Origin of the sequence: Nonomuraea sp. NPDC049709 (assembly GCF_040674815.1) — a bacterium.
GTDB lineage: Bacteria > Actinomycetota > Actinomycetes > Streptosporangiales > Streptosporangiaceae > Nonomuraea.
Genome location: NZ_JBFANM010000026.1, coordinates 13,597 through 39,982 on the forward strand (window position 1 = coordinate 13,597; position 26,386 = coordinate 39,982).

The 26,386-nt window shown below is 71.8% G+C and carries 21 protein-coding genes; 17 read left to right on the plus strand and 4 right to left on the minus strand.

Features of this window, described 5'->3' with window-relative positions; all coding sequences use genetic code 11:
• Window positions 1–77: 77 nt before the first annotated feature.
• From AB0J69_RS25975 to AB0J69_RS26000, 6 genes are all read left to right on the plus strand, one after another.
• A complete protein-coding gene (locus AB0J69_RS25975; RefSeq protein WP_364122138.1) occupies window positions 78–1,277 on the plus strand; it encodes an endonuclease/exonuclease/phosphatase family protein in 1,200 nt (399 codons plus the stop codon).
• A gap of 88 nt (window positions 1,278–1,365) precedes the next feature.
• Window positions 1,366–2,658: a vWA domain-containing protein gene (locus AB0J69_RS25980; protein WP_364122141.1), complete on the plus strand. Its 1,293-nt coding sequence runs from the start codon at window positions 1,366–1,368 to the stop codon at window positions 2,656–2,658.
• Window positions 2,655–3,605 carry a DUF6569 family protein gene (locus AB0J69_RS25985; RefSeq protein ID WP_364122144.1) on the plus strand — a complete coding sequence of 317 codons (951 nt, stop codon included), beginning with the start codon at window positions 2,655–2,657 and terminating at the stop codon, window positions 3,603–3,605. Before AB0J69_RS25980 ends, AB0J69_RS25985 begins: the two co-directional genes overlap by 4 nt.
• 269 nt (window positions 3,606–3,874) lie before the next feature.
• Window positions 3,875–6,778 carry a M36 family metallopeptidase gene (locus AB0J69_RS25990; RefSeq protein ID WP_364122147.1) on the plus strand — a complete coding sequence of 968 codons (2,904 nt, stop codon included), beginning with the start codon at window positions 3,875–3,877 and terminating at the stop codon, window positions 6,776–6,778.
• 118 nt (window positions 6,779–6,896) lie between these two features.
• Complete coding sequence (locus AB0J69_RS25995) at window positions 6,897–7,241, plus strand: amidohydrolase family protein (protein ID WP_364122150.1); 345 nt, start codon at window positions 6,897–6,899, stop codon at window positions 7,239–7,241.
• 27 nt (window positions 7,242–7,268) lie between these two features.
• Entirely contained in the window at window positions 7,269–8,264 is a 996-nt protein-coding gene (locus AB0J69_RS26000; protein WP_364122153.1) for an aminoglycoside phosphotransferase family protein, read from the plus strand.
• A 45-nt stretch (window positions 8,265–8,309) separates the two neighbouring features.
• Here the strand turns inward: AB0J69_RS26000 and AB0J69_RS26005 are convergent, their stop codons facing one another.
• Together AB0J69_RS26005 and AB0J69_RS26010 are read right to left on the minus strand one after the other, a co-directional pair.
• Window positions 8,310–8,726 (minus strand): hypothetical protein, encoded by a 417-nt coding sequence (locus tag AB0J69_RS26005; RefSeq protein WP_364122156.1) that lies wholly within the window; start codon window positions 8,724–8,726, stop codon window positions 8,310–8,312.
• A gap of 117 nt (window positions 8,727–8,843) precedes the next feature.
• Window positions 8,844–10,115, minus strand: coding sequence for a serine hydrolase domain-containing protein (locus AB0J69_RS26010; RefSeq protein ID WP_364122159.1), 1,272 nt, complete (start codon window positions 10,113–10,115; stop codon window positions 8,844–8,846).
• A gap of 154 nt (window positions 10,116–10,269) precedes the next feature.
• Between AB0J69_RS26010 and AB0J69_RS26015 the strand changes: the two genes are divergently transcribed.
• From AB0J69_RS26015 to AB0J69_RS26060, 10 genes are all read left to right on the plus strand, one after another.
• Complete coding sequence (locus AB0J69_RS26015; RefSeq protein WP_364122162.1) at window positions 10,270–11,313, plus strand: LacI family DNA-binding transcriptional regulator; 1,044 nt, start codon at window positions 10,270–10,272, stop codon at window positions 11,311–11,313.
• Window positions 11,314–11,685: 372 nt separating this feature from the next.
• Window positions 11,686–12,588 carry a sugar ABC transporter permease gene (locus AB0J69_RS26020; RefSeq protein WP_364122385.1) on the plus strand — a complete coding sequence of 301 codons (903 nt, stop codon included), beginning with the start codon at window positions 11,686–11,688 and terminating at the stop codon, window positions 12,586–12,588.
• Entirely contained in the window at window positions 12,581–13,408 is an 828-nt protein-coding gene (locus AB0J69_RS26025) for a carbohydrate ABC transporter permease (protein WP_364122164.1), read from the plus strand. Before AB0J69_RS26020 ends, AB0J69_RS26025 begins: the two co-directional genes overlap by 8 nt.
• Window positions 13,409–13,430: 22 nt before the next feature.
• Window positions 13,431–14,714 (plus strand): extracellular solute-binding protein, encoded by a 1,284-nt coding sequence (locus tag AB0J69_RS26030; protein WP_364122167.1) that lies wholly within the window; start codon window positions 13,431–13,433, stop codon window positions 14,712–14,714.
• Between the two features lie 34 nt (window positions 14,715–14,748).
• Entirely contained in the window at window positions 14,749–15,840 is a 1,092-nt protein-coding gene (locus AB0J69_RS26035; RefSeq protein ID WP_364122170.1) for a Gfo/Idh/MocA family oxidoreductase, read from the plus strand.
• The gene (locus tag AB0J69_RS26040) at window positions 15,837–16,739 is read left to right on the plus strand and encodes a PmoA family protein (protein ID WP_364122173.1); all 903 of its coding nucleotides are present in this window, start codon (window positions 15,837–15,839) and stop codon (window positions 16,737–16,739) included. The genes AB0J69_RS26035 and AB0J69_RS26040 overlap by 4 nt, the downstream gene beginning before the upstream one ends.
• Window positions 16,736–17,437, plus strand: a complete 702-nt coding sequence (locus tag AB0J69_RS26045; RefSeq protein ID WP_364122176.1) for a cupin domain-containing protein — start codon at window positions 16,736–16,738, stop codon at window positions 17,435–17,437. The genes AB0J69_RS26040 and AB0J69_RS26045 overlap by 4 nt, the downstream gene beginning before the upstream one ends.
• A gap of 52 nt (window positions 17,438–17,489) precedes the next feature.
• Complete coding sequence (locus AB0J69_RS26050) at window positions 17,490–21,488, plus strand: carboxypeptidase regulatory-like domain-containing protein (RefSeq protein ID WP_364122179.1); 3,999 nt, start codon at window positions 17,490–17,492, stop codon at window positions 21,486–21,488.
• Window positions 21,489–21,493: 5 nt separating this feature from the next.
• The gene (locus AB0J69_RS26055) at window positions 21,494–22,537 is read left to right on the plus strand and encodes a LacI family DNA-binding transcriptional regulator (RefSeq protein ID WP_364122182.1); all 1,044 of its coding nucleotides are present in this window, start codon (window positions 21,494–21,496) and stop codon (window positions 22,535–22,537) included.
• Between the two features lie 99 nt (window positions 22,538–22,636).
• Complete coding sequence (locus AB0J69_RS26060; protein ID WP_364122185.1) at window positions 22,637–23,380, plus strand: methyltransferase domain-containing protein; 744 nt, start codon at window positions 22,637–22,639, stop codon at window positions 23,378–23,380.
• Between the two features lie 381 nt (window positions 23,381–23,761).
• Here the strand turns inward: AB0J69_RS26060 and AB0J69_RS26065 are convergent, their stop codons facing one another.
• Window positions 23,762–24,181: a hypothetical protein gene (locus tag AB0J69_RS26065; RefSeq protein ID WP_364122187.1), complete on the minus strand. Its 420-nt coding sequence runs from the start codon at window positions 24,179–24,181 to the stop codon at window positions 23,762–23,764.
• A gap of 262 nt (window positions 24,182–24,443) precedes the next feature.
• Between AB0J69_RS26065 and AB0J69_RS26070 the strand changes: the two genes are divergently transcribed.
• Window positions 24,444–24,632 carry a hypothetical protein gene (locus AB0J69_RS26070; RefSeq protein WP_364122190.1) on the plus strand — a complete coding sequence of 63 codons (189 nt, stop codon included), beginning with the start codon at window positions 24,444–24,446 and terminating at the stop codon, window positions 24,630–24,632.
• Window positions 24,633–24,759: 127 nt separating this feature from the next.
• On the opposite strand, the gene AB0J69_RS26075 is transcribed toward AB0J69_RS26070, so the two are convergent.
• A complete protein-coding gene (locus AB0J69_RS26075) occupies window positions 24,760–26,190 on the minus strand; it encodes a vanadium-dependent haloperoxidase (RefSeq protein ID WP_364122193.1) in 1,431 nt (476 codons plus the stop codon).
• Window positions 26,191–26,386: the final 196 nt, after the last annotated feature.

A 26,386-nucleotide genomic window follows, 5' to 3' on the forward strand; every position in this document is an offset into this window, starting at 1 on the left:
CGCGGGGGAGCGGTGACTGGCGCGTCCGGTCGCGAGATGCCATGATCCGGCCACGGGCCCGTGCGAGGGGAGACACCATGATCTTCCGTTGTGTCCTGGCAGTCGTCGTCGCGGCGGCGGTCTTCGTCCCCGTCCCGGCGCAGGCCCAGACGCGGGTCAGGTTCGCCACCTTCAACGCCTCGCTCAACCGGGGCGCGGAGGGGCAGCTCGTGAGCGACCTGTCCACCCCGGACAACGCGCAGGCGAAGGTCATCGCCGAGATCGTCCAGCGGGCGCGGCCCGACGTGCTGCTGATCAACGAGTTCGACCACGATGCCGCCGGTGCCGCCGCCCGCCTCTTCCAGGACAACTACCTGTCGGTGGGGCAGGGCGGCGCGCGGCCGATCAGCTATCCGTACCGGTTCACCGCCCCGAGCAACACCGGCCTGGCCTCGGGCTTCGACCTGAACAACGACGGTTCCGCGGTGACCACCCCGGGCGCCCCCGGCTACGGCGACGACGCGTACGGCTTCGGCGCCTTCCCCGGGCAGTACGGCATGGTCGTCTACTCGAAGCACCCGATCGACACCCGGGGGGTGCGCACGTTCCAGAAGTTCCTCTGGAAGGACATGCCGGGGGCCGCGCTGCCGCCCGGCTGGTACTCGGGCGAGGAGCTGCGGGTGCTCCGCCTGTCCTCTAAGAGCCACTGGGACCTGCCCGTACGCGTCGGGCACCGTACCGTGCACCTCCTGGCCAGTCATCCGACGCCGCCCACGTTCGACGGCGCGGAGGACCGCAACGGCCGCCGCAACCACGACGAGATCAGGCTCTGGGCCGACTACACGCATCCGGGCCGGGGCGGCTACCTCTACGACGACCGGGGCAGGCGCGGCGGGCTGGAGCGGGGGGCGGCGTTCGTGATCGCCGGCGACCAGAACGCCGACCCGAACGACGGCGACAGCTACCAGGGCGCGATCCACCAGCTCCTCGACCACCCGAGGATCGACGGCCGGTCCGCGCCGTCGAGTGCGGGCGCGGCCGAGGCGGCGGCGCTGCAGGGCGGCGCGAACGCCACGCACACCGGCGACCCGAAGTACGACACGGCGGACTTCGCCGACACCGCGCCCGGAAATCTCCGCGCCGACTACGTGCTGCCGGCCAGGCGGCTGAGGGCCGTGGGCGGTGGCGTCTTCTGGCCGCCGCAGGCCGACCCGCTGTCCCGGCTGACCGGCGTCTTCCCTTTCCCGAGCTCCGACCACCGCCTCGTCTGGCTCGACGTCAGGATGCCCGCCGGCTGACCGCGTTTTCCGCCCGGCGAATTTCCGGGAATCGTCACGAGAGAAAATCGGTGTGATTTTCCGGAGGTAATTCTTAAACTCGCATACCGTGGACACCCCACCTCTTCTCCTGCATTTCCGGACGCATGATGTCCCACTGGTTCTGTCCAGGGGCGGCGAGCCGGTCTGGGACGACGCGGAGCTCCACCGGAATGCCCAGCGGAGCGACCCCGAGGGATACGCGCTGCTCGCGCTGGTGCCCGGTGTGCTCCCCTGGCAGCGCGCCCGCGTGCTGCTGCGGACGCTGGCCGCCTCGCAGGCCGGCCTGGACGACCGGACCCGGGCCACCCTGGCCAAGGTGACCAGGGCGCTCATGTTCGGCCTGCCGCCCGCGTACGCGCTCACGGTTCTTCTGGCGCTGCGCCGGCTGCGCGCCAACCACAAGCACACCACCCGGGCCATCGTCGCCTTCGTCCTGGAGCACCCGGACGTGGACGCGCTCATCGAGGCGCGCCGTCCCGCCCTGGTCGACTGCTTCGAGCACGCGCTCGGCAAGGCGACCGCGCGCGGGTGCGCCCGCCTGATCGCCGAGGGCGACACCGGGTCCGGCCGGCTGCGCAGGAGCCTGCTGCGCTTCACCTCGGACCCGGCCAGGGCGGTCGAGCGGGTGCGCGCGCTCTACGCGCCCGGCACGTACGGCGCGGCGGCCCCGCAGGAGCCGCCCGCGCCGCTCGACCCGGTCAGGGAGCACCCGCCGATCGTCACGCCCACCAACCGGGGTGACATCGCCGCGACGCTGGTCCACCTCTACCAGGGCGGACCGGCCGCCGAGCTGCGCCCGGCGCTGGCCGGGTACGTGGCGCGGGCGACCCGCCGGTTGCCCCGCCTCGACGCGAGCGTGGCCATGGTGCTGGACACGTCCGGCTCGATGCGCGGGTACGGCGAGCGCGAGTGGGCCGTGATGTCCCAGGCCGTGGCGCTGCGGCTGGTGCTGGCCGAGGTCTGCGACCGGCTCACCGTGATCGAGACCGGCGGGACGGAGGGGGTTCCAGCGGGGGCCACCGACCTGGCCGGCGGGCTGCTCGACGCGCTGGACACGGCGCCCGACCTGGTGGTGATCGTGACCGACGGCTACGAGAACCACCTGCCGGGCGACCTGGCCAGGGTGGCGGCCACGCTGCCGCGGGCCGGCGTCGCCACGCCCGTGGTGCTGTGCCTGGCGACCTTCACCCGTGGCGACGACCTGACCCTGCGCGACCCCGCGCCGGAGCTGCCGCGCCAGGCGTTCTGGCACCAGGACGACTTCGCGGGGCTGCTGCCGTGGATGTTCGGCCACTGCGCGCCCGGGCGCGACTGGATCCGTACGGCGATGCTCGACCGGCTGGAAGGAGGACGGACATGACCAGCCTGGACACCCTCATGCCGGTGCCGCTCGACCTGGGCGGCCACCGGGTGGGCACCCCGCAGCGAGCCGGGGCGCTGACCATGGTGCCGGTGTACGGCCCGGAACGCCCGGGCATCGTGCCGCCCCGCTCCGGGCTGAAGCTCAAGCGGGTCGTCGGCTACGGCCAGGTGGAGCTGCACAACGGCGCCCGCGAGGGCGTGGCCATCGTGCCGCTGCACCTGGGCTACATCCAGGACGCGGCGCAGAACCACGCCCTGTGCTCCGCGGCGCTGCTCGGCGCCGGGCAGACCAGGCGCTTCGACGACGCCTGCTGCGTCCAGGCCGGCCAGGGCGGCTACCTGGAGGGCCGCGACCAGTGGTTCTTCGTGCTGCCGCTGGAGCTGCGGGCCAAGGCGCTGCGGCTGCGCGGGCGGTCCGACTACGCCAAGTTGTGGCCGGACATCAGCGCGCTCAACAGCGCGTACGGGCTGCCGTCCCGCGGGCACCTGGAGCAGATCCTGTCGCGCAAGCGGGCCACGCTGACCCAGTTCCGGAGCCGCCTGGAGCTGATGCCGGGGCAGCTCGGGGCGCTGTTCTTCGTCCGCGACCGGTTCGCGGGGCTGGAGCTGGCGCCCGACGCGGCCTACTTCGCCGAGCTGTGGATGGCGCTGGTCTGCTTCGCGTACGGCGTGGCCGCCTGGCAGGCGGAGCCGGGGCGGGCGGCGGCAGAGCCGTACGACGCCGGGAGCCTGGCGGAGCTGCGGGCCGAGCTGGCGCGCGACCGGGCCGCGCGGCTGGCCGAGGTGGCGTCCTGGATGCCGGCCCCGGCCGGTGACGTGCGCCTGGTCGAGGAGGAGCGCTACCTCGACCTGCGGCTGTCCACGCTCACCGGCGACGGGCTGGCCGGCCAGGTGGTCACCGAGCACGGGCGGACCGTGTACGCCTCGGTGTTCGCCGGCGGGTAAACCGGTTGCGGCGGCCGCGGGGGCGCCGGTTGAATGATCAGTGCGGGAACTGCGCCGGGCGCGGCGGACGAAACCCTCATTCCATGTAAGGGATGGTCGTCTATAACGACTCTGCAGGTTCGTCGAGGCGCCGGCCACCTGTCCCGCACTTTTCACCGCTTATACGCTCATATTTCCGACTTAACAAGATCTTGTCAGCCCGAGAAGCGGGTGCTACCTCTTGCGAAGATGCGCGCAATCTGCGCATCCCTGACACGCAGGAGGGAAACGTGTCGACCAAGTCCTGGTTACGCAGCACGTTCATCTGCGTCGCGGCCACCGCGACGCTTCTACCCCTCGCAGGGGCGGCCCGGGGCGAACCCGGCGGGCAGGCCCCGGTGATCCACGACTTCCAGGCGGAGAACCACGGCAAACCCGATGTGGACAACCGCCAGGGCAGGGTGCCGCCCCCGGCCGGGGCCGACCGGCGCAGCGCCGGTCCCGCCGCCGAGGTCCGCTGGAACGCACTCGGCACCCCGGCGTCCGTCGTCAGCGCCGAACCGCTGGCCGAGGGCCTGAGCTCCGACCCGGTCCAGGCCGCGAAGGACTACCTCAAGAGCAACGAGAGCGTCTTCGGGCTGGCGGCCGAGGCCGTGGACACGCTGGAGACGGTCGCGGTCAACCCCATCGGCGCGGGGCACGCGGTGCTGCTGCGCCAGCGGTTCGGCGACCTGCCGGCCGGCGTGGACGGTCTCGTCGCGATCGGCGTGGCGGGCGGCCAGGTCAGGCACGTCACGTCCTCGCTGTCGCGTGAGACGGGCGCGCCGCCGGCCGCCGCGATCACCGCGCAGCAGGCCCTGGAGATCGCGGCCAGGGACGGCGGCATCGACCTGGCCACCGCGATCACCAAGCAGGCCACCCCGGTGGCGGTGCCGGCGCCCGACGGGGTGCACAGCGCGTACCAGGTGGTCCTGATCGGTGGCGCGCAGGGCGCCGAGGCGGGCTTCACGACCCACGTGGACGCGGTCAGCGGCGCGATCATCACGCGGGAGAACCTGGTCGACCACCACGCCGAGCCGGACAATCCGCACTGGTCCGTCTTCCCGGCCAACCCCCGTGACGACTACTCCTCCAAGGACACCCGCCAGACCTGGTGCTTCGCGCCCGGCCCGGGCTGCGACTACGTCAGCGGCGGCGACCCGGGGACGGGCAAGGCGTGGGACGTGGACCACACGACGGACACGCCCACGAACACCAGCCTCGGCAACGCGGCCAGGACCTTCGAGAACCGCGCCAGCGGCGACGCGTTCACGGTCGGCACCCGCTCCAACGTGCTCACGCCGAGCAGGAACTACGCCTACCCCTGGAAGAACACCTGGTACGAGGCCAAGTGCAACCCCGCGGTGTTCGACCAGCCGGGCGAGGCCGACCTCGAGGCGGCCATGGCGAACCTGAACGCGATGCACAACCGCATGCACGACTGGTCCTACCGGCTCGGGTTCACCGAGACCGCCTGGAACATGCAGGCGGACAACGGCGAGCGCGGCGGCCTCGGCAACGACCCCGAGCAGGGCAACGCCCAGGCGGGCGCCCGGGTCCTGACCGTACGCGACAACGCCAACCAGATCACCGGGCCGGACGGGGTCGCGCCGATCACGAACATGTACCTGTGGCAGCCGATCGCCGGGTCGTTCTACGCGCCCTGCGTGGACGGCGACTATGACATGTCGGTCATCGGCCACGAGTACACGCACGCCATCTCCGGCCGCATGATCGGCGGGCCGAACGCCGGATGGAGCGGCTCCCAGGCCGGCGCGATGAACGAGAGCACCTCCGACCTGTTCGCCATGGAGCACCTCTTCGAGTACGGCTTCCGCCCCTCGGGCCAGACCCCGTACGTCACCGGCGGGTACGTCACGGGCGACAAGGCGGCGGGCATCCGGAACTACGACATGTCGAAGTCGCCGCTCAACTACAGCGACCTGGGCTACGACATCGTCGGCACGCAGTCGCACGCCGACGGCGAGATCTGGTCGGCCACCCAGTTCGACGTTCGGGCCGCCTTCGTCAAGCGGTACGGCCAGGGCACGGCCAGGCAGCAGCGGGCGTGCGCGGACGGCCAGACGCCGGTCGACAAGTGCCCGGGCAACCGGCGCTGGGCCCAGCTCTCGTTCGACGCCCTGCTGCTGATGGCCTCGGGCGCGGTCAGCTACGTCGATCACCGCGACGCGCTGCTGGCGGCGGACCGGATCCGCTTCGGCGGCGCGAACCAGGACATCATGTGGCGCGCGTTCGCCGAGCACGGCCTGGGCGAGGGCGCGGCCAGCAACGGCCAGAACGACGCCGACGCCACGCCGAGCTTCGTCAACCCGGCGGGCAAGAACGGCTCGCTGCAGCTCAAGCCGCTGGGCGAGGCGAAGGGCGCGGCGCTGCGGCTGTACGTGGGCGACTACGAGGGCCGCGTCGTCCCCGTCGCGGACACCGACCCGGCCACCCCGCTCGGCGACACGGTCCAGATGACGCCCGGCCTGTACGACTTCGTCGTGGCGGGCGCCGGCTTCGGCCACAAGCGGCTGAAGTACGCGGTCGTCCCCGGCATCACGCTGCCGCTCCCGCTGGCCCTGACCCGCAACCACGCCTCGGCGGCGAGCGGGGCGACGGCCACGGGCGACGGCGTGAACCAGGCCAGGCTGATCGACGAGACCGAGGCCACGAACTGGGCCTCGCTCACCGGCGCGCCGGCCGGCAAGTCGGTGGTCGTGGACCTGGCGGGCGACGCGCCGGTCAAGATCCGCAGGGTGCAGGTGAGCACCATGCTGCGGCCCAACATCGGCGACCCGGCCGACCCGGGCGGGCAGAACCGCTTCTCCAGCCTGCGCTCCTTCGAGGTGCTGGCCTGCAGCGCGAACTGCGCCGACCCGGCGAGCTTCCGGAAGATCTACACCAGCCCGGCGGACGCGTTCCGGTCCGGGCTGCCGCGGCCGCGGGGCGCGGACATGATCTTCAAGTCGTTCGACGTGCGGACCACGAGCGCCACCCACCTGATGTTCCGCGCGCTCACCACGCAGTGCACCGGCAACCCGCTGTACGCCGGTGAGCAGGACGCCGACCCGAACTCGGCGACGGACTGCGCCACGGCCAGCCCGCAACGGGATCAGGTCAGGGCGGCCGAGTTCCAGGCGTACTCGCACTGATCGATCTCCGGGGCCCGCGCTCCGCGTCAGGGGCGCGGGCCTCTTCTCGCCCAAAGTGATTAGACGCCGTACTATCCCACGGGAGGCTAATTCGACATAAAACTATCTCCGGAGGGACATGCGTACCCTGATCCGGAACGCCTCGCACTCTGCGGCGGCGCTGCTGCGGGCGGGCGTGCCCCTGCCGGCCGGGACGGACGCGACGCCGTTCGGGCCGGTGCACGGGGCGGGCCTGCACCACGAGCTGCTGCTCCTGACCGAGGCGGGGCTGACACCGGAGGAGGCGCTGACGGCCGCGACGAGCGTCACGGCGCGGTGCTTCGGGCTCGCGGACCGGGGGCGGATCGCGGCCGGGCTGCGGGCGGACCTGCTGCTCGTGGACGGTGACCCGACCACCGACATCACAGCCACCCGCGCGATCGCCGGCGTGTGGCGGGGCGGCGTGCGGCAGGGGGAGCGCTGAGCGGGCTCCCGGGTGCACTCTTGGTGTGTGACCGAGGAACTGGTGGCGTACGCGCGAGAGGCGTTCGGGTGGGATGACGACGCCGTGGTGTCCCCGGGGCGGCGGGGCGCGCTGGGGCAGGTCTGGCGGGTGGACACGGGAGGCGTCTCCTACGCGCTGAAGGAGATCTTCGGCGGGCCGCCGCCGGAGGCGCTGGTCGAGGCTGAGCTCACGTTCGCCCGGCGGGCGGCCGGGGCCGGGGTGCGGCTGCCGGCCGGCCATCCGGCCCGCGACGGCCGCCACGTGGTCGAGGCGCCCGGCGGGGCGTGGCTGCGCCTGTACGACTGGATCGACCTGCGCCCGGTGGATCTCGCGGCGCCGGCCACTCCCGGAGAGCTCGGGGCGCTGCTCGCGCGGCTGCACCGGTGCGCGCCGGCCACGGCGACAGAGCCGACCGGGGCGCCGACCGGGGCGCCGACCGGGGAACCGCCCGCCGCCTGGTACCACCGCGCCCCCGCTCCGCACGAGTGGGAGCGGGCGGCGGCGTCGGGGGCGGCGTGGGCGGCGCGCCTGGGCGAGCGCCTGGCCACCGTGCCCGAGCTGTGCGCGGCGGTCGGCCCCGCCGATCCCGCCGAGCTGATCGTCTGCCACCGCGACCTGCACCCGGAGAACGTCCTGGCCGGTCCCGGCGGCGAGCTGGTGGTCGTCGACTGGGATCAGCTCGGACCGGCCGCGCCGGGGCGGGAGCTGGCCCGGGCCCTGTTCGACTGGTTCTGCGACCCCGTGCCCGAGCTCGGCGCCATGCGGGTCATGTACGAGGCGTACGTCCGCGCGGGCGGGCCCGGCCGGATCACGGAGCCGGCGGACTTCTCCATGCTCGTCGCGTCCCGGCTGAACTTCCTGCTGGCTCAGACGCGCGTCGCCCTCGACCCGCGGGCCGAGCGGCGGCACCGCGAGTGGGCGGAACGCGAGATCGACGAGGCGCTGCGCATCATGCCGACGCCGCGGGCGCTGGCGGAGGTGCTGGAGCTGGTACGGCGCTGAGGCCCGGCGAGCGCTCGCCGGGCCTCAGCTGTTCAACAGGGCCTTCTAGTAGATGCGGTACTTCTTGCCGCAGTTGTCGAACTTGCCGGCCCAGCAGGTGAAGGTGTACACCTTCTTGATCCCCCGGCCGCTCCACGAGCCGACGACCTTGCCGTCCCAGGACTTGTTGAACTTGTGCCAGCCGCCGTTCTGGTAGTACTCGAACCAGACCCAGCCCTTCTTGCCGCCGACCTTGTCCACGCCGTACCACTTCGTGAACACCTTGCCGCCGGACTTCCACGTCTTGCCGAACGTGTACGCCTTGCGGTCGCTGGAGAAGAACTTGCCCCAGCTCGTCCCCGTGTGGATCGTGGCCTGAGTCGCGGTGGACTGGGTGGCCGCCTGGGCGGCTGCGGGGCTGAGGGCGAGGCCCGTGAGGGCCATCGAGCCGGCCATCGCCGCGATCGCAAAGGTCTTACGCATTTCGGAATTCCTCCCCTGTCGGTGCTGCCGGGGTGCTCCGGCAGGAGAGACAGTACGGAGACCTGGCGCGATCATCTGTGCAGGAATCCACACATAGGGGGTGATCAGCGACACACCTCAGCGCTTGACCGACAGCCCGTCCACGGCGAACGGGACGAACGACGGCTGCGCCGCCCTGGCCTGGGCCGCGCTCTGCCCGCACAGGCCCGTCAGGATGTGGTTCACGGTCGCCACGTCGATCGGGCTCACCTGGGGATAGCCGTTCTCGTCCAGGCGCTGGTACTTCATCAGGTTGATCCCCATGGAGAGCTGGCGGCTGCCGTCCGGGCTGGAGATCGACTCCGTGCCCATGCCGAACACGCCGCCGCTGTGCCCCCAGAACCGCCCGCACGGCAGGTCGTAGGAGTAGATGCCGAGCCCGTAGTTCAGCGGCGCCCCGCCGGCCAGCACCGGCACCGTCTTCTGCATCTCGGCGACCTGCTCCCGGCCGATCAGCTCGCCGCGCAGCAGCGCCCGGTAGAAGCGGTTGAGGTCGTCCATCGTGGACGTCACCGCGCCCGCCGTGGCGGCCCAGGACATGTCGTAGACGCTGTAGTCCTTGGGCGGGTCGATGAGGCCGTACAGCGACTCGTACGCCTTGGAGTGCGGGCCGGGGATGTGCGGCGTGCGCGGGAAGGACGTGTGGCGCAGGCCCGCCTTGCGGATGACGTTGCGGGTGATGTACCGCTCGGCGTCCATGCCCGTCACCTTCTCCAAGAGCAGGCCGGCGAGCACGTAGTTGGTGTTGGAGTAGGACCCCGGCGTGGCCCCCGGCTGCCCGGTCGGCGTGGCGCCGAGGCCCAGCCGGACCAGTTCCTGCGGGGTGAAGGTGCGCAAGCGGTTGTCGTCCAGGCTCCTGCCCGAGCCCTCCAGCAGCGACGGGAACGCCGGGCCCACGTAGTCGGCGATGTGGCTGGTGTGGTTGAGCAGCATCCGTACGGTGATCTGCCGGCCGCGCTCGCCGGGCACCAGGTCGGGCAGGTAGCGGGCGACGGGGGCGTCCAGCTCGATCGTGCCGCGGGCGACCTGCTGGAGCACGGCCACCGAGGTGAACGTCTTGGTGATGCTGCCCACCCGGTGCACCATGTCGGGCCGTGCCGGGCGGCCGGTGTCCACGTCCGCGACGCCGGAGGCGCCCCGCCAGCTCTGGGCTCCGTCGCGTACCTGGGAGTAGATCCCGTACATGCCGGCTTCGTGCACCGCGTCCAGCGACTGCCGCAACACCTGCCCGTCGAGGCCGGTGCCGGCGGCGGCCGACTGGGCCGGGATCGCGGCGATCAGCATGCCCGCCGCCAGGGCGAGGACGGCGCGGCGGTTTGAGGTCTTGTGACCGAACTGGCGAATTGACATGCCGCCAGCATGGTGGAGCCGGGACGGCCGGGTTAGTCCACCGTGTCATCGGCTCCATATGACATGGATCATGTCGGGCTGCCGCAGCCGGGGCGAGCGGGAGCACAGTACTCTTCATTGCCGGTCGGTTCGGCTCTCGGAAAGGACACTGCGGATGCCCCACGCGGCGAGGCCCACGGTCACGCTGCACGACGTGGCCGCGGCGGCCGGGGTCTCGGTCTCCACCGCCTCCAGGGTCCTGGGCGGCAGCACCAGGAAGGTCGCCCCCGAGTACGAGGCCCGCGTGCTGGCCGCCGCGGCGGCCCTGCGCTACACGGTGGACGCTTCCGCCAGGGCGATGCGCCGGGCCAGCGACTCCATCTCGCTCGTCGCCGACGACCTCACGACGCCGTCCATGGGCGTGGTGGTGGCCGCGATGGAGCGCGAGGCCCGTACGGCCGGGGCCTTCGTCACCGTGTCGTCCACCATGGGCGCGGCCGAGCGGCAGGCCGAGACCGTTCGCGTGCTCCGGTCGCTGCGCCCGCGCGCGCTGGTCGTCACGTCGAGCCGCTTTCTGGCGAGCGCGGCCGAGGGGCGGCTGCTGAAAGAGCTCCGGGCGTACGAGGAGGAGGGAGGGCGGGTCGTGATGGTCGGCGAGACGGACATGACTTTCTCGTCGATCGTCTTCGACGATTACGGCGCCGGGCGTTCGATGGGCGCTTTTGTCGCGGAAATCGGGCACCGGCGGGTGGCGATATTCGCGGGTTCACGGGAGTCGCGCAACATGGCCGACCGGACGTCCGGATTCATCGCGGGACTGCGCGCCGGAGGCGTTGACGAGCGGGATATCCGGATCATTCCCTGCGAGGTCAACCGGCAGGGCGGATTCGACGCGGCGCGCGAACTGGCCGGGGCCGGAATGGACGGCAGGCAGGCGGTTCTGGCGGTCAACGACGCCGTCGCGATCGGCGCTCTTTCGGGATTTCGCGAGGCCGGTGTGGAGGTGCCGGCCGACGTTTCCGTGACGGGGATCGACGACATTTCGCTCGCCTCTGACGTGACGCCGCGGCTGACGACCGTGGCGCTCCCGCTGGCGCGGGCGGGGGCGGAGGCGATCCGCTTCGCCCTGGGCGATTCGGCCGCCCCGCAGCGGCTGGCCCTGGAGGGTCACCTGATCGTCCGTGACAGCGCCCGCCCCGTCGAAAGTAACGCTGAGTAATCCCCGTTCCGGACCGGCCGCCGGCCGCCGGGCACGCCGCCGCAGGCGCCGCCGTCGCCGCGCGACGGGACGATGATCACGCAGGTCCGCACCCGCGAAGGGCCGCCACGCACCCACAGGCGGCTCTCCAGGGCCATTCGCCCAGGTGAAGCCGACAGCACAGCCGCCGCGGCGACCCTCACTCGGTGTGATCGGCGATCTCATCACACTCCGGGTAGATCCCCCGTAACACTCTTGACGCTCACGTAACGGGCATGCAAACTGCGGAATACGTTTTCCCAAAGGCGGCCACCCCCCGCCTCTTGGTAACAGGAGGTCACGAATGATCGCGTCGAGGAGGCCCGCGTGAGCGCTCTCGGCGAGTTGCAGCGCATGCGCAGAGGCAGCGGCGGAACCCTCGGCGGCAAGAAGGAGAACAAGGCCGCCTTCGCGTTCCTGGCGCCCTGGTTCGTGGGCCTGCTCCTCATCACGGCGGGCCCGATCGCGGCCTCCCTGATCCTCGGCTTCACCGACTACAACCTGATCCAGCCGCCGGTCTTCAACGGCCTGGACAACTGGACGCGGATGCTCGGCGACGAGCGCCTGCACCACGCGCTCGGCGTGACGCTGGTCTACGTCGTCGTCTCCGTGCCGCTGCAGCTCATCTGTGCCCTCGGCCTGGCGCTGCTGCTGGACCGGGGGCTGCGCGGCCTGGCGTTCTACCGCTCGGCGTTCTACCTGCCGTCGCTGCTGGGCTCCAGCGTGGCCATCGCGGTGCTCTGGAAGCAGATCTTCGGCGCCGACGGGCTGTTCAACCAGGTGCTCGGCGTGTTCGGCATCGAGGGGAAGGGCTGGATCTCCGACCCGGACAGCGCGCTGGGGACGCTGATCGTGCTCAACGTGTGGACGTTCGGCGCGCCCATGGTGATCTTCCTGGCCGGTCTGCGGCAGATCCCCGCCATGTACTACGAGGCCGCCGCCACCGACGGGGCCGGCAAGTGGACGCAGTTCAGGAGCATCACGATCCCGCTGCTGTCACCGATCGTCTTCTTCAACCTGGTCCTGCAGGTCATCCACGCCTTCCAATCGTTCACCCAGGCGTTCGTGGTCTCGGGCGGCAGCGGCGGACCCTCGGACTCCACCCTGTTCTACACGCTGTACCTGTACCAGCGCGGCTTCGGCAACTTCGACATGGGGTACGCCTCCGCCCTCGCCTGGCTGCTCCTCGTGATCATCGGTGGCTTCACCGTCGTCAACTTCTGGGCCGCGAAATTCTGGGTCGTTTACGATGACTGACCTCCGCAAGGCGGCCAAGCACGCCGCACTCATCCTGCTGGCGCTGGTCATGCTCTATCCCGTGCTGTGGATGGTGGTCAGCTCCCTGCGCCCCAACAACGAGATCTTCCGCCGCCCCGGCCTGATCCTCGACAGCCTGCAGACCCAGAACTACGGCGAGGGCTGGACCGCGCTGGCCTCCCCGTTCGGCCACTACCTGGCCAACTCGGCGATCCTCGTGCTGGCCTGCATCATCGGCAACCTGGTGTCCTGCTCGATGGCCGCGTACGCGTTCGCCAGGCTGGAGTTCACCGGCAAGCGGCTGTGGTTCGCGATCATGCTCGGCACCATCATGTTGCCGATCCACGTGATCATCGTGCCGCAGTACATCCTGTTCTCCCAGCTCGACTGGGTGAACACGTTCCTGCCGCTGGTCGTGCCGAAGTTCCTGGCCACGGACGCGTTCTTCGTCTTCCTCATGGTGCAGTTCATCCGCGGGCTGCCGCGCGAGCTGGACGAGGCGGCCAGGATCGACGGCTGCGGCCACGCCCGGATCTTCGTCCGGATCATCCTGCCCCTGATGCTGCCGGCCCTGGCCACGACGGTGATCTTCACCTTCATCTGGACCTGGAACGACTTCTTCAGCCAGCTCATCTACCTGACCGACCCCGAGATGTACACCGTTCCGGTGGCGCTGCGCTCGTTCGTGGACGCCACGGTGTCCACCTCATGGGGATCCATGTTCGCCATGAGCGTGGTGTCCCTGCTGCCGGTCTTCCTCGCCTTCCTCGTCGGCCAGCGCTACCTCATCCGAGGCATCGCCACGACCGGCGGCAAGTAACCCCCCGCGAACAGGAATCATCATGAGAAGAATCGCCCTGGCCGCCGCGGCGGCACTCATGCTCAGCGCGTGCGGCAGCGGCGGCGGAAGCGCCGGCCAGGAGCTGTCGAAGGACCCCGTCACGATCCGCTTCACCTGGTGGGGCGCCGACGAGCGGCACAAGCGCACCCAGCAGGTCATCGACCTGTTCCAGAAGAAACACCCGAACATCACGGTCAAGGGTGAGTTCAAGGACTGGAACGGCTACTGGGAGAGCCTGGCGACGACCGTGGCCGCCAACGACGCGCCCGACGTCATCCAGATGGACGAGCTCTACCTCTCCTCGTACGCCGAGCGCGGCGCCCTGCTCGACCTCGGCACGGCCGCGAAACACCTCAAGACCGCCGACTTCGACAAGTCCGCCCTGGACACCGGCATCGTGAAGGGCAAGCAGTACGCGCTGCCCGTCGGGCTGGCCACGTACTCGATCGTCGCCAACACCGGGCTGCTCGACCAGCTCAAGATCAAGCTGCCTGACGACAACACCTGGACCTGGGACGACCTGAAGAAGGTCGGCGACCAGGTGTCGAAGGCGGGCGGCGGCAAGATCACCGGCGTGCAGTCCTTCGGCTTCGACGCGGGCAGCATGAACATCTGGGCCCGCCAGCACGGCGCGGCGCTGTTCGACGAGGCCGGCAAGGTCGCCGTCCCGGCCGACGTGCTGGCCGGCTACTGGGCCTACATCAGGGACCTGGCCAAGTCCGGCGTCGCCCCCGCGCCGTCGGTGACCATCGAGCGGGCCGGCGGCTCGCTGGATCAGTCCGGCACCGCCACGAACGCCTCGGCCTTCGGCACCTGGTGGAACACGCAGCTCCCGTCGCTGGCGGCGGCCAGCGGGTCGAAGCTGAAGCTGCTCAAGCTGCCCGGCGAGTCGCAGGCGTCCACCCCGGCCGCCTACTTCAAGCCCTCGATGTACTGGTCGATCTCCTCGCGCAGCAAGCACCCGGCGGAGGCCGCGCTGTTCGTGGACTTCCTGGCCAACAGCCAGGAGGCGGCCGACGTCATGCTGACCGACCGCGGCGTCCCGGCCAACAGGAAGACCCGCGCGGCCATCACCCCGAAGCTCGGCGAGACGGACAAGGCGGCGGCCGAGTACCTCGACGCGGTCAAGGTCGGCACCGCCCCCAGGGTGACCCCGAACGGCGCCAGCGCCATCGAGGCGATCATCAAGCGGCACACCGAAGAGGTGCTGTTCGACCGGCAGACGCCGGAGCAGGCGGCCGCCTCGTTCATCAAGGAACTGCAGGCCGAGATCGACGGCGCCTGATCCTCACCAGCCCGACCAGCCAACGAAGGAACACATGTCTCAACGCACGTACCGGGCCGCCATCGTCGGCACCGGGGGGATCGCCCACGCGCACGCCCAGGCCGTGGCGGAGTCCGGCGGCCGGGCGGAGCTCGTGGCCGTGGCCGACGTGGACGCCGGGCGGGCGGGCGAGTTCGCCGCCAAGTACGGCGTCCCGAACAGCTACGCCGGCACCGAGGACCTGCTCCGGGCCGAGGAACCGGACTTCGTGCACCTGTGCACCCCACCCCAGCTGCACGCCCCGCTGGCCCTGGCCTGCCTGGAGGCCGGCGTGACGGCACTGGTGGAGAAGCCGCCCACGCTCTCGCTGGCCGAGTTCGACACCCTGATCGAGGCGGAGAGCCGCTCGGCCGGGCACGTCGCGACCGTCCTGCAGCACCGCTTCGGCGCCGGCGCCGTGCGGCTGCGGCGGCTGACCGAGGCCGGCACGCTGGGCCGCCCGCTGCTGGCCACGTGCGTCACCCAGTGGTACCGCGACGAGGACTACTACGCGGTCCCGTGGCGGGGCACGTGGGAGTCGGAGGGCGGCGGGCCCACGATGGGCCACGGCATCCACCAGTTCGACCTGCTGCTGTCGGTGCTCGGCCCGTGGAGCGAGGTGACCGCCGTGGCCGCCCGGCGGGCCCGCCCGGTGGACACCGAGGACGTGTCGATGGCGCTGGTGACGTTCGAGAGCGGCGCGGTGGCCACGGTCGTGAACTCGGTCGTGTCCCCCAGGCAGACCTCTGAGCTGCGCTTCGACTACGAGCGCGCCACGGTCGAGGTGGCGCACCTGTACGGCTACACCGACGACCACTGGACCGTCACCCCCGCCCCGGGACAGGAGGACGTGCGACCCCTCTGGGCCGCGGACCGCAGCGAGGGGTCCAGCGGCCACGGCGGCTGGCTCGCCGCCGTGCTCGACGCGCTCGACCAGGGCCAGGCGCCGCCGGTCACCGCCTCGGACACCCGGCGGACGATGGAGTTCATCGCCGCCCTGTACGCCTCCGCCTTCACCGGCGAGCGCGTGCGCGCCGGTCAGATCACCGCCGACAACCCGTTCGCCCGCCGCATGGACGGCACGGGCGCCCCTTGGAGGAACCAGTGACCCTGCGGGCCACCCACGAGCTCGGCCGGTCGGTCGCCGTCACGGCGGGCGAGGTCGAGCTGTTCACCTACGTCTACAGCCCGGACACGCCGGTGCTGGAGTCGCCGAAGCCGTACCTGCATCCGATCCGCACCCGCGGCGGCGCCCTGGTGTCGCTCTACCGGCCGCACGACCACGTCTGGCACAAGGGCATCGCCTGGTCGCTGCCGTGCGTGGGCGAGCACAACTTCTGGGGCGGGCCGACGTACGTCGCCGGCGAGTACGTCCAGCTCGACAACAACGGCAGCGCCACGCACCGCGAGATGACCACGCTGGCGGCCGCCGCGGACCGGGTCGAGATCGGGCACACGCTCGGCTGGACCGCGCAGTCCGGCGACCCGGTGATCGAGGAGCGGCGCGGGCTGGCCGCCACGCTGATCGACGACGCGACCTGGGCGCTGCTGTTCGAGACCGAGATGACGAACGTGTCGGGTGCCACGATCGACTTCGGCTCGCCGACCACCAAGGGCCGCGAGAACGCCGGCTACGGCGGCCTGTTCTGGCGCGGCCCCCGCTCGTTCACCGACGGTGTCATCCAGTCCCCGCAGGGGGCGGGCGGCGACGAGCTGCGCGGCCTGCGGGCCGAGTGGTTCGGCTTCCGCGGCCGGCACGACGAGAGCGGCGACCACTCGACGATCGTCATGGTCGACGACGCGGCCAACCCGCAGCACCCGCCGCGGTGGTTCGCCCGCACCGAGCACTTCGCCTGCCTGAACCCGGCGCCGTTCTTCAGCGAGGAGGTGCCGCTGCCGGACGGCGAGACCATCCGCTTCCGGTACGCGGTCGTGATCGCCGACGGCGACCGGGGCGAGGACGGCACGGCGCTGCTCGCCAAGCAGGGCAGGGACGTGCTGAGATGACGTTCCCCGGCGGCACGTCGGTCAGCCGGCTGACCGTTTACACCGGGGCCTGCGCCGACGGCCTGGAGGGCGGCACGCCGCACCTGCACACCGCCTCCACGGAGGCGTACGTCGTGGTCGGAGGACACGGCGCGCTGCAGACGCTCGACGTGAACGGCCTGCGCGAGACGGAGCTGGGTCCGGGCTCGACCGTGTGGTTCACGCCCGGCACCATCCACCGGGCCGTCAATCGCGGCGACCTGGAGGTGGTGGTCGTGATGTCGAACGCCGGGCTGCCCGAGGCGGGCGACGCCGTCATGACGTTCCCGCCGGAGGTCGTCGCCGATCCCGCCCGGTACCGCGAGGCCGCGGCGCTGCCCGCCGTCGGCGTCGAGGAGGCGGTAGCGCGGCGGCGGGAGCTGGCCGTGGCCGGGTTCCTGCGGCTGGCCGAGGGCGGTCCGGAGGCGCTGCGGCGCTTCTACGACAGCGCGGTCGCCCTGGTCCGGCCGAAGGCGGCGGGCTGGCGGGAGACCTGGGAGGCGACGGTCGCCGCGCAGACCCGCCGCACCGCCGAGGTCCTCGACGCCCTGGAGCGCGGCGACGGTACGCACCTTCTGGAGTCCGCCCTGATGGAGAGCCCGCTCCAGGAGCGCTGGGGCATGTGCGGCCACCTGCGCGCCCACGACGTCGCCGACCCCGTCGTCCACACCCCGCGCTGACCTTCCGAACGCCGGCGTCTCGGCGCCCACCCCCCACCCAAGAGGAGCAGCGATGTTCCCTGCCCGATTCCCGACCCTGCTGACGGCCGCCGCCATGGTGGCCGCCTTCGCCCTCCCGGTCCAGCCCGCTGCCGCCCAGGCCGGGACCACGTACTACGTCGACGCCACCGCCGGTGACGACTCCGCCACCGGTCAGGACGAGGCACACCCCTGGAAGAGCCTGACCAGGGTGAGCGAGACCACGTTCCGGCCCGGCGACCGCATCCTGCTCCGGGCGGGGCAGCGGTGGAGCGGGCAGCAACTGTGGCCCAAGGGCTCCGGCGAGAGCGGCGCCCCGATCACCGTCGACCGCTACGGCGAGGGCGCCAAGCCCCGCATCGACGCCGCCGGCCAGGTGAACGACGCCGTGCGGCTGTTCAACCAGGAGTTCTGGACCATCCGCAACCTGGAGGTCACCAACGAGGTCCCGGCCACCGGCACCCCCGGCGAGAACCTGCGCGACCTGCGCGGCATCCACGTCTCCGGCGACAACAGCCAGACGCTCGACGGCTTCGTCATCGACGGCGTGGCCGTGCACGACGTCACCGGGCAGGTCAACTGGATCGGCGGCAGCGTCGAGAACAACGCGCCGGGCGTGCGCTTCCAGACCGGCTGGGACGGCTCGAAGAAGACTGGCGGCATCGTGTTCGACACGACGGTGCCCGACATCGGTGCCCCGCCGGAGCGGGCGACCGTGCTGAACGACGTGGTGATCCAGAACTCCACCGTCGCCAACACCTCGTTCGCCGGGATCGTGGTCAAGCAGTACACCGGCGACGGCAAGAACGAGGCGGGCGAGACGATCGCCGAGCCCACCGGCTGGGGCACCCGCGAGAACCGGGACGACCCGAAGTTCACCCCGCACACGAACATCGTCGTCAGGAACAACCACATCACCCAGGCCGGCACCGCGTACGGGTGCAACGGCATGTACGTCACCAACGTGCGCGGCGCCCTCATTGAGCGCAACGTCGTCTACCGCACCGGCACCTCGGGCATCGAGACGTACTACGCCGACGACGTGACGTTCCAGTTCAACGAGGTGTACGAGACGCAGCAGAAGGCCGGCGGCGCCGACTCCAACGGCATCGACCCCGACAAGGGCACCACCCGGCAGGTCGTCCAGTACAACTACCTGCACGGCAACGGCGACGGCGTGCTGCTGTGCCAGTTCGGCTTCGGCGACGCCGTGGTCAGGAACAACGTCATCGCGAGCAACAGCCGCTACCAGATCTACCTGCACTCGGACAAAGCGGCGACCGCGAAGATCTACAACAACACCATTTACAACGACAAATCCGGATACCTCATCTACGGGTACGGCAGCTACCTCGACGCCCGCTACGACATCACCAACAACCTGCTCTACTCCACCAGGGCGGGCGCGGTCCTGACCACCAGCCCGACCATCGCCTACGACCACAACCTCTACGGCGGCGCCACCCTCCCGGTGCCGCCCGGCGACGCGAACGCCGTGCTCGGCGACCCGCTGTTCGCCGACGCGCCGCTCGACGGCCCCTACGGCACCCCGGAGAGCGGCCCGGCCCTGGAGACGGCCCACGGCCTGCGCGTGACCTCCGGCTCGTACGCCGTCGACGGGGGCACGGAGATCACCGGCAACGGCGGCCGCGACTACGCCGGCACCCCGCTCTACAACGGCGCCCCCGACCTCGGCGCCTTCGAGTACGTCACCCCGGAAGGCGCCACCACCGAATCCGTCACCGGCACCGTGCGCACCCCGTCGGGCGCCCCCGTCTCCGGAGCGACCGTGACGGCGGCCGGCGGCACGGCCACCACGGGCAGGGTCGCCTCGGGCACCGTCGCCACGGGCACCGCCACCACCGACGCGAACGGCCGCTTCGCGATCAGGAGCCTGCCCTTCGCCGACGGCGTCGAGGTGACCGCCACCAGGAACGGCTACGCGACGGCCACCGGCACGGTCGACGTGCGCCCCGGCAACGTCGCCACCGTCCACCTCACCATGGCCTCGACCAGCACCGTGGGGTCGGTCACCGGCCGCGTGCTGGACCAGGCCGCTCAGCCGCTGCCCGGCGCGGCCGTCACCGTCGAGGACGGCGACCAGACCCTCGCCACCGCCACGAGCGGCCCCGACGGCGCCTTCACCGTCGAGAGCGTCCCGGTCGGCGACGGGTACACGCTCCGAGCAGCCGCCGACGGCTTCGTCCCGGACTCCAGGACCGGGCTGAAGGTCGAGGCCGCCACCGCGACGAACGCCGGATCGCTCCTCCTCGTCCGCCCGACCCCCGACTACGTGGTGGTGCACGACTTCGACGACCTGCCCACGGGCCCGTTCGCGGGCGGCGACGGCCTCGCGGTCAGCGCCGGCGGCGGGACGGTGGAGATCGTCGAGTCCGGCGGCGACCGGAACCTCAGGCTGACCCGCACCGCGAACAGCGGCGTCACCAGCCTCACCCGGGAGTTCGCGCTCAAGGGCGTCGTGACCGTCGAGACGAACGTCATGAGCGAGCAGCCCTACGGCTCGGGCAACCACTGGTGGTCCATCCCCTACGTCAAGGACGCGAGCGGCCAGAACGCGGTCAGCCTCGCCTTCACCAAGAACACGATCGTGGCCTACGCCGGCTCGGCCACGAAGACCGTCGGCACGTACGAGCCCGGCCGCTGGTACCACGTCGCCGCCGTCATGGACACCGTGAACAAGCGCTTCGACCTGATCGTCGACGGCCGCGAGGTGCTGGACGACGCCGCCTTCAGAACCGGCGTGGACGCCGTCGCGAAGATCGAGTACGCCGCCACCAGCACCAACTACGGCAGCATCGACCTGGACGACCTCCGGGTCTCGCAGGGCGTCGGGCTCGCCCGCGACGAGACCGGCCTGCTCAGCATGGACACCAGCCAGGGCGCCCCCTCCGCCGACGGTGTGCTGGAGGTGCCCGCGCGGGTGACGCAGGTCGAGGTGACGGCCGTGGCGCGCAGCCCGTTCGCCAGGTCGGTGGCCATCGACGGCGAGCGTGCCGATGGGGCGCGGGCCACCCGCGAGATCACCCTCGGCGACACGGGCGCCGAGGTGCGGATCGTGGTCACCGCCGAGGACGGCACCGAGGCCACCCACCCGCTCCAGATCCGGCGCCGCCCCCTCGCCCAGGACACCACCCTGTCCGCCCTCACCCCCTCCGCCGGCACCCTGGAACCGGCCTTCGCCCCCGACACCCTGACGTACGGGCTGACCGTCCCGGGCGACCGGCTCGCCTTCACCCCCATCGCGCTCAACCCGAAGTCCGCCATCACGGTCCAGGGCAGGCCGGTCCCCAGCGGCACGGCATCGCCCGCGATCCCCATCCCGGTCGGCGACACCGAGATCGCGATCAAGGTGGTCGCGGAGGACGGCACGGCGGACACCACGTACCGGATCGAGGTCACCCGTCCGGAGCCCGAGCTCCCGCAGGACGGCGCCACCGCCCCGCCCGCCCGCGCGGCCCTCTCCACCACGAGCGGCTGGGCGCACGGCCTGCACGACGGCACGTACGACGTCACCATGAACCTCTGGTACGGCGTCAACGCCAGCGTCTTCGTCCTCTACGAGAACGGCAAGGAGATCGCCAGGCGCGACCTGACTCCGGACGCCCCGTCCGCCCAGAAGGCCACGGTGCCCGTCACCGCACGGAAGAACGGCACCTACCTCTACACCGGCGAGCTGCAGAACCAGGCCGGCCGCACCGCCACCACGCCCGTCAAGGTCGAGGTGACCGACGCGAACCCGGGCAGGCCCGTGCTCAGCAGCGACAACTGGGACGGCGACGGCGACCACACCGTCCGCATGAACATGTGGTGGGGCACCAACGCCACCGCCTACCGCCTCTACGAGGACGGCGTGCTCGTCGACACCCAGCACCTCGCCGCCGCCACCCCCGCCGCCCAGAGCGCCGCCACCGTGCTCACGGGACGGCCGGCGGGCACGCACGTGTACGTCGCCGAGCTCGTCAACGAGGCCGGCACGACCAGGGGCGAACCCTTGACCGTGGTGACAGAATGACCGCCATGGATCATGGGCCCGCCCCGGCCCCCGCCTCCCCGCCGACCCTGCACGACGTCGCCCGGGAGGCGGGCGTCTCGATCGCCACCGCCTCGCGCGCGCTCAACGGCAGCGCGCGCAACGTCCGGTCGGAGAACGTCTCCCGGGTCCGCGCCGCGGCGGCCAAGCTCAACTACGAGCCGCACCTGTCGGCGCAGGCCATCGCCAAGGGCTCGACCAGGACCGTCGCGCTGGTGGTGCGCGACGTGGCCGACCCCTACTTCTCCTCCATCGCCGCCGGGGTCACCCAGGCGGCGGAGGAGGCCGGGCTCATCGTCACCATGGCGGTGGCCGGCGGCTCGCCGGAACGCGAGCTGGAGATCGTCAGGACGCTGCGGGGCCGGCGGCCGCGCGTCGTCATCGTGACGGGCAGCCGCATCGACCGGGCCCCGACCAGGGACGCGCTGGTCGAGGAGCTGGAGGAGTACCGCACCGCCGGTGGCCGGGTCGTCCTGATCAGCCAGCGGGACCTGCCGTTCGGCACCGTCACGATCGACAACCACGGCGGGGCCGCCGCCCTGGCCCGCGCCCTGCTCGGCGCGGGCTACCGCCGCTTCGCCGTCTTCCACGCCCCGCCCTCGCTCCGCACCTCCCGTGACCGGCACGAGGGCTTCCTGGCCGGGCTCGACGGGGCGGGCGTGCCCGAGCCGCTCGCGATCGAGACCGGCTTCACCCGCGCGGGCGGTCACGAGGCGGCGCGGCGGCTGGTGGAGCGGGGCTTCGAGGACGTGGAGGCGGTGTTCGCGGTCAACGACGTGATGGCGATCGGCGCGATGACCGCCTTCCGGGAGGCCGGGGTGGAGCCGGGGGCGGACATCGGGGTGGCGGGGTTCGACGACATCCCCTCGGCGGTGGACGTCGTACCGGCGCTGACCTCGGTGGCGGTGCCGCTGCGGGAGGCCGGGCTGAGCGCCGTGCGGCTGGCGCTGGCGGACGACGGGCACGCGGACCCGCTCCTCCCGGTCACCGTCGTCCTCCGCGGCAGCACCCCGCCGCGCCCGCGGACCTAAGACCTCTCATGCGGACGTAAGCCCTTCAGGCGGACGTAAGCCCTTCAGGCGGGCGTAAGGCCCCTTTTATCGCGATGCGAGCCGCCACGGCGGTGCGACATGATCGCGACCATGGACTTCGAGGAGCTGATGAACGAGGCGCGGACCGCCTCGTTCGAGGGCTGGGACTTCTCGCCCTTCCGCGACCGCGTCACCGACGACGGCGCCCTGCCGTGGGACTACGAGCAGCTGGCCCGCGACCACCTCTCCCGGGCCGGCTCCCTCCTCGACCATGGCACGGGAGGCGGCGAGCTGCTCGCCTCCTTCGCCCCACTGCTGCCGCCCCGCACCGCCGCGACCGAGGGCCACCCGCCCAACCTCCCGGTCGCCCGCGCCCGCCTGGAGCCGCTGGGCGTCGAGGTCGCCGCGGACACCCGGTCGTTCCCGGACGCCTCCTTCGACCTCGTCATCAACCGCCACGAGGCGTACGACGCGCACGAGCTCCGCCGCCTCCTAGCCCCCGGCGGCACGTTCCTGACCCAGCAGGTGGCCGGCCGCGACCTCGAGGAGCTCAACGCCGCGCTCGGCGGCCCGCCGCACGAGGACGCCGCCTGGGGCCTCGCCACGGCGGTCGCCGCCCTGGAAGCCGCCGGGCTTGAGGTGATCTGGCGGCAGGAGGCGGGGTTCACCACGACATTCCATGACATCGGGGCGCTGGTGCTGTTCCTGCGCGTCGTCCCGTGGCAGGTGCCCGGCTTCGACCCGCACGCCTACGAGGAACGGCTGCGCGCCCTGCACGCGGACATGCAGCGCGGCCGGCCGCTGCGGGCCACCGCCCACCGCTTCGCGCTGCTGGCCCGCTGAGCCCCGGAGAGCATGACGAACGCCCCGCCCCAGCCGCCGCCCTCGTAGACGTCTGCGGCGGCCATCCGGCTCACCACTCCCATGAAAGTCGGCGATGCATGGGCACCGGCGACATTTCAAAATTCCTGGATGCTTTCTTCCACTTCAGGTCCAGCAGCCACGGGGCCGCCGCCCTACGTGATGCGTACGCTCCGGCATTCGAGGGTGTTCATCCGCTCCGGGATCAAGTGCATGTCTTGTCCTCTTACGTCATGAGTTGTCCTGCCGTCGATCGAGGAAGCTACGCCACTCCACTAACTCCTGACTTGAATGTCCCTTACATCACTCGGTGCGTCGCAGGGCTCGCGGCGACGGCATCTTCCGCCTCGGGGCGGAGACAGCTCACGCGTACGGGGCGAGGTGCTCGGTCGGGCCGAACAGCGCGTCGGCCGCGTAGCGAGCCCGGGACAGGTGCACGCCGGTGGCCCGCTCGGCGAGGGCGAGCGCGGCCGCCGCGGGCGCGCCGGTCCACCCCGGGTCCTCGTAGGAGGTCTCCATCCCCAGCTCGCGCTGCTGGACCTGGAGGCGGTCGGGGACGTTCCCCCAGCCGGCCTCGACCAGGACGGCACCGCCCCGGGCGCGGTAGGCGGCGATGCCGAAGCCGTAGTCGCCGGCGACGGGCCCCGGGGCGACGCCGAGCCGCCGTAACGCTTCGGCGGGGGAGACGCCCCCGACGAAGCACACGCAGAGCCAGGTGTCGTCCGTGCCGTCGGTCCACTCCTGGTAGAGCCACTCGTAGGTGGTCGCCGTCGCGTCGCTCACCGGATCTCCTCGGGCCTGAACAGAACGGGTGAGCGAAAGCTACACGATCTTGTGGCGCGGCGGGTCCGACGAACGGCGGAGGTCTTTGTTGTACCGAGGGCAAGAGATCGACTCCCGCGGGGGGACTTTTTCCACCGCCTCCCTCGCCGAACCGGTGGCCGACGCGGCCCGCCGGATGCAAGGCTGCCCGCAACCGCCCCGGTCCTCCTGCGAACGGGTGGCCGGGGCCGGAACCCGCAAGGCACCGAGAGGAGTGCTGCAGATGACGCAAGACGCCAGCCGCGTCGCGGCGAAGCGGATCAACGACCACGTGGAGGTCATCCACGCGGACAACCCGGACGCGGTGCTGGAAGTACCTCGCCACGACTGGGAGGCGTTCACCGCGGCCGTCAAGTCGGGCGCGTTCGACCTCGAGACACTCAACCGGCAGGCCGAGGAGAGCGCGGCCTGACCTCCGCAGCACCAAGGCGCCCCGCTCCCGTACAGGGGAGCGGGCGCTTCCGGACGTGAACGCCGCCCGCTCCGCCACGAGGGGAGCGGGCGACGTCCGGTCAGGACGGTCAGGCCGGTCGGGACGGTCAGCCGCGTCCGGACCAGTAGTCCTTCGCGCGTTCCCACGCCGCCGAGCCGACGGCCCGGCCCAGGGTGCGGCCCTGCAGGTCGCCGGAGCGGAAGTGGATGCCGCCGTACCGGCGCGAGATCCCGGCCTCGTCGGCCGCCTCGCTGAACGAACGCCAGCGCAGCGTCACGTCCTGCGCCGGCGTCACCCCCGGCTCGACGAGCGACGAGCCCTTGGCGATCAGCGCCTGTCCGGCGAACGTGTCGGCGCCGGTGAAGCGTTTGAGCACCTCGGCCGCCGCCGCGCTGAACGTGCTGTGCCCCGACACGTACTCGGCGAACGGCGGCGTCGGGAACGTCGGCACCTGGTACGGCACCCACGAGGCCCCGTCGACCACCCGGCCGCCCCACGTCGGGATCTGCTGCCCGCGGTACAGGAAGCGGATCGCCGTGATCGGCCGCGCCGAGTCGTGGTCCCGCTTGACCTCCCACGAGGCGATCCCGGCGTCCATGACCGAGTTGGCCAGGGCGAAGAACAGCTTGGCGTCCTGGTCGATCCCGTGCCGGTCACGGGCCGAGACCTGCTGCGCGAACAGGCACCAGTGCCCGGGCGGCGTCTCGCTGCTCGGCCCGTCGGACCAGTATTCGGAGATCGCCTTCTGCCGGTCGGTCAGCGCGGCCGTGCCGGCCACGATCTCGGCGGCCTGCGTGCGGATCCCGGAGGACCCGTACGCGTACGGCGCGGGCACGCCGTCGGCGAGGGACCGGGCGGAGCCGCTGAAGGAGGTCACCTGCCCCCAGTGCGGCGCGAGGAACGGCGGCGTGACGAGCGCCCCGGCCCGGTTGACGAACGTCAGCGGCGCCCAGCGGCCCGGCGCGTTCAGCGTGGTCAGCGGATCGGCGACCACGACCGGGGCGTTGACCGGCGCGTAGCCGGTGGTGTCCGCGTAGCCGCCGGACTGGTTGGCGCCGTCGGTGCGGTGGTGGTCGAGCACCGCCTGGCAGGCGGCCACGCCGGTGCGGGCCGCCTGGCTCGACGGGTTGGCCGGGTCGTAGCCCAGTTCGGCCATCAACGCGTCGAAGCCGGCTCGCTGCGCCGGGTAGAGGTCGACCGCGGCCAGGTGGGCGGCGAAGCTGATCGCCTCGGTCTTGTTGGCGTCCGTGCGCTCGGCCGCGGGCCGCCGCAGCGAGCCGCCCAGCCGGGTGCCGACCGCGACCGCGTCGTAGGCGGCCCAGGCGTCATAGGCGCAGGTGTGGGTGATCGCGAGCGCCCTTGCCACCATCGGCGGGCCGAGCGTGCCGCCGCGTACGGCCGCCAGCAGCGCTTGATTCCACCTGACCACCACGCTCGGGCCGGTGGCGGCCTGGGCGGAGGAGGGTAAGGCGGGCAGGACGAGCGCGACGGCGGTCGCCAGAGCGAGCGCGATCGTGCGTAAGGAACGAACGGGCATGAGTGTCTTCTCCTAGCGTCGACGGGCCCCCGGGCGACGATGCCAGAGTCGAACACCTATTCGATATAGCCAACAGGTGACATCGACCTGCCCCAGCCCGCCTGGCAACTACTTTTCGGGACAAGTTTCCTGAAAGTTTCATCGCCGAGTCCGAGGTGGCTTCGCTGGTCAAGGTCAGGTGCGAAGGCTGTTTTCT

What these genes read in the sequence shown, in the direction of transcription:
- AB0J69_RS25975 (WP_364122138.1), top strand. Translation starts at nt 78, where the DNA reads ATGATCTTCCGTTGTGTCCTGGCAGTCGTCGTCGCGGCGGCGGTCTTC.
- AB0J69_RS25985 (WP_364122144.1), top strand. Translation starts at nt 2,655, where the DNA reads ATGACCAGCCTGGACACCCTCATGCCGGTGCCGCTCGACCTGGGCGGC.
- AB0J69_RS25995 (WP_364122150.1), top strand. Translation starts at nt 6,897, where the DNA reads ATGCGTACCCTGATCCGGAACGCCTCGCACTCTGCGGCGGCGCTGCTG.
- AB0J69_RS26005 (WP_364122156.1), bottom strand. Translation starts at nt 8,726, where the DNA reads ATGCGTAAGACCTTTGCGATCGCGGCGATGGCCGGCTCGATGGCCCTC.
- AB0J69_RS26010 (WP_364122159.1), bottom strand. Translation starts at nt 10,115, where the DNA reads ATGTCAATTCGCCAGTTCGGTCACAAGACCTCAAACCGCCGCGCCGTC.
- AB0J69_RS26015 (WP_364122162.1), top strand. Translation starts at nt 10,270, where the DNA reads ATGCCCCACGCGGCGAGGCCCACGGTCACGCTGCACGACGTGGCCGCG.
- AB0J69_RS26020 (WP_364122385.1), top strand. Translation starts at nt 11,686, where the DNA reads ATGCGCAGAGGCAGCGGCGGAACCCTCGGCGGCAAGAAGGAGAACAAG.
- AB0J69_RS26025 (WP_364122164.1), top strand. Translation starts at nt 12,581, where the DNA reads ATGACTGACCTCCGCAAGGCGGCCAAGCACGCCGCACTCATCCTGCTG.
- AB0J69_RS26030 (WP_364122167.1), top strand. Translation starts at nt 13,431, where the DNA reads ATGAGAAGAATCGCCCTGGCCGCCGCGGCGGCACTCATGCTCAGCGCG.
- AB0J69_RS26035 (WP_364122170.1), top strand. Translation starts at nt 14,749, where the DNA reads ATGTCTCAACGCACGTACCGGGCCGCCATCGTCGGCACCGGGGGGATC.
- AB0J69_RS26045 (WP_364122176.1), top strand. Translation starts at nt 16,736, where the DNA reads ATGACGTTCCCCGGCGGCACGTCGGTCAGCCGGCTGACCGTTTACACC.
- AB0J69_RS26050 (WP_364122179.1), top strand. Translation starts at nt 17,490, where the DNA reads ATGTTCCCTGCCCGATTCCCGACCCTGCTGACGGCCGCCGCCATGGTG.
- AB0J69_RS26055 (WP_364122182.1), top strand. Translation starts at nt 21,494, where the DNA reads ATGGATCATGGGCCCGCCCCGGCCCCCGCCTCCCCGCCGACCCTGCAC.
- AB0J69_RS26060 (WP_364122185.1), top strand. Translation starts at nt 22,637, where the DNA reads ATGATCGCGACCATGGACTTCGAGGAGCTGATGAACGAGGCGCGGACC.
- AB0J69_RS26070 (WP_364122190.1), top strand. Translation starts at nt 24,444, where the DNA reads ATGACGCAAGACGCCAGCCGCGTCGCGGCGAAGCGGATCAACGACCAC.
- AB0J69_RS26075 (WP_364122193.1), bottom strand. Translation starts at nt 26,190, where the DNA reads ATGCCCGTTCGTTCCTTACGCACGATCGCGCTCGCTCTGGCGACCGCC.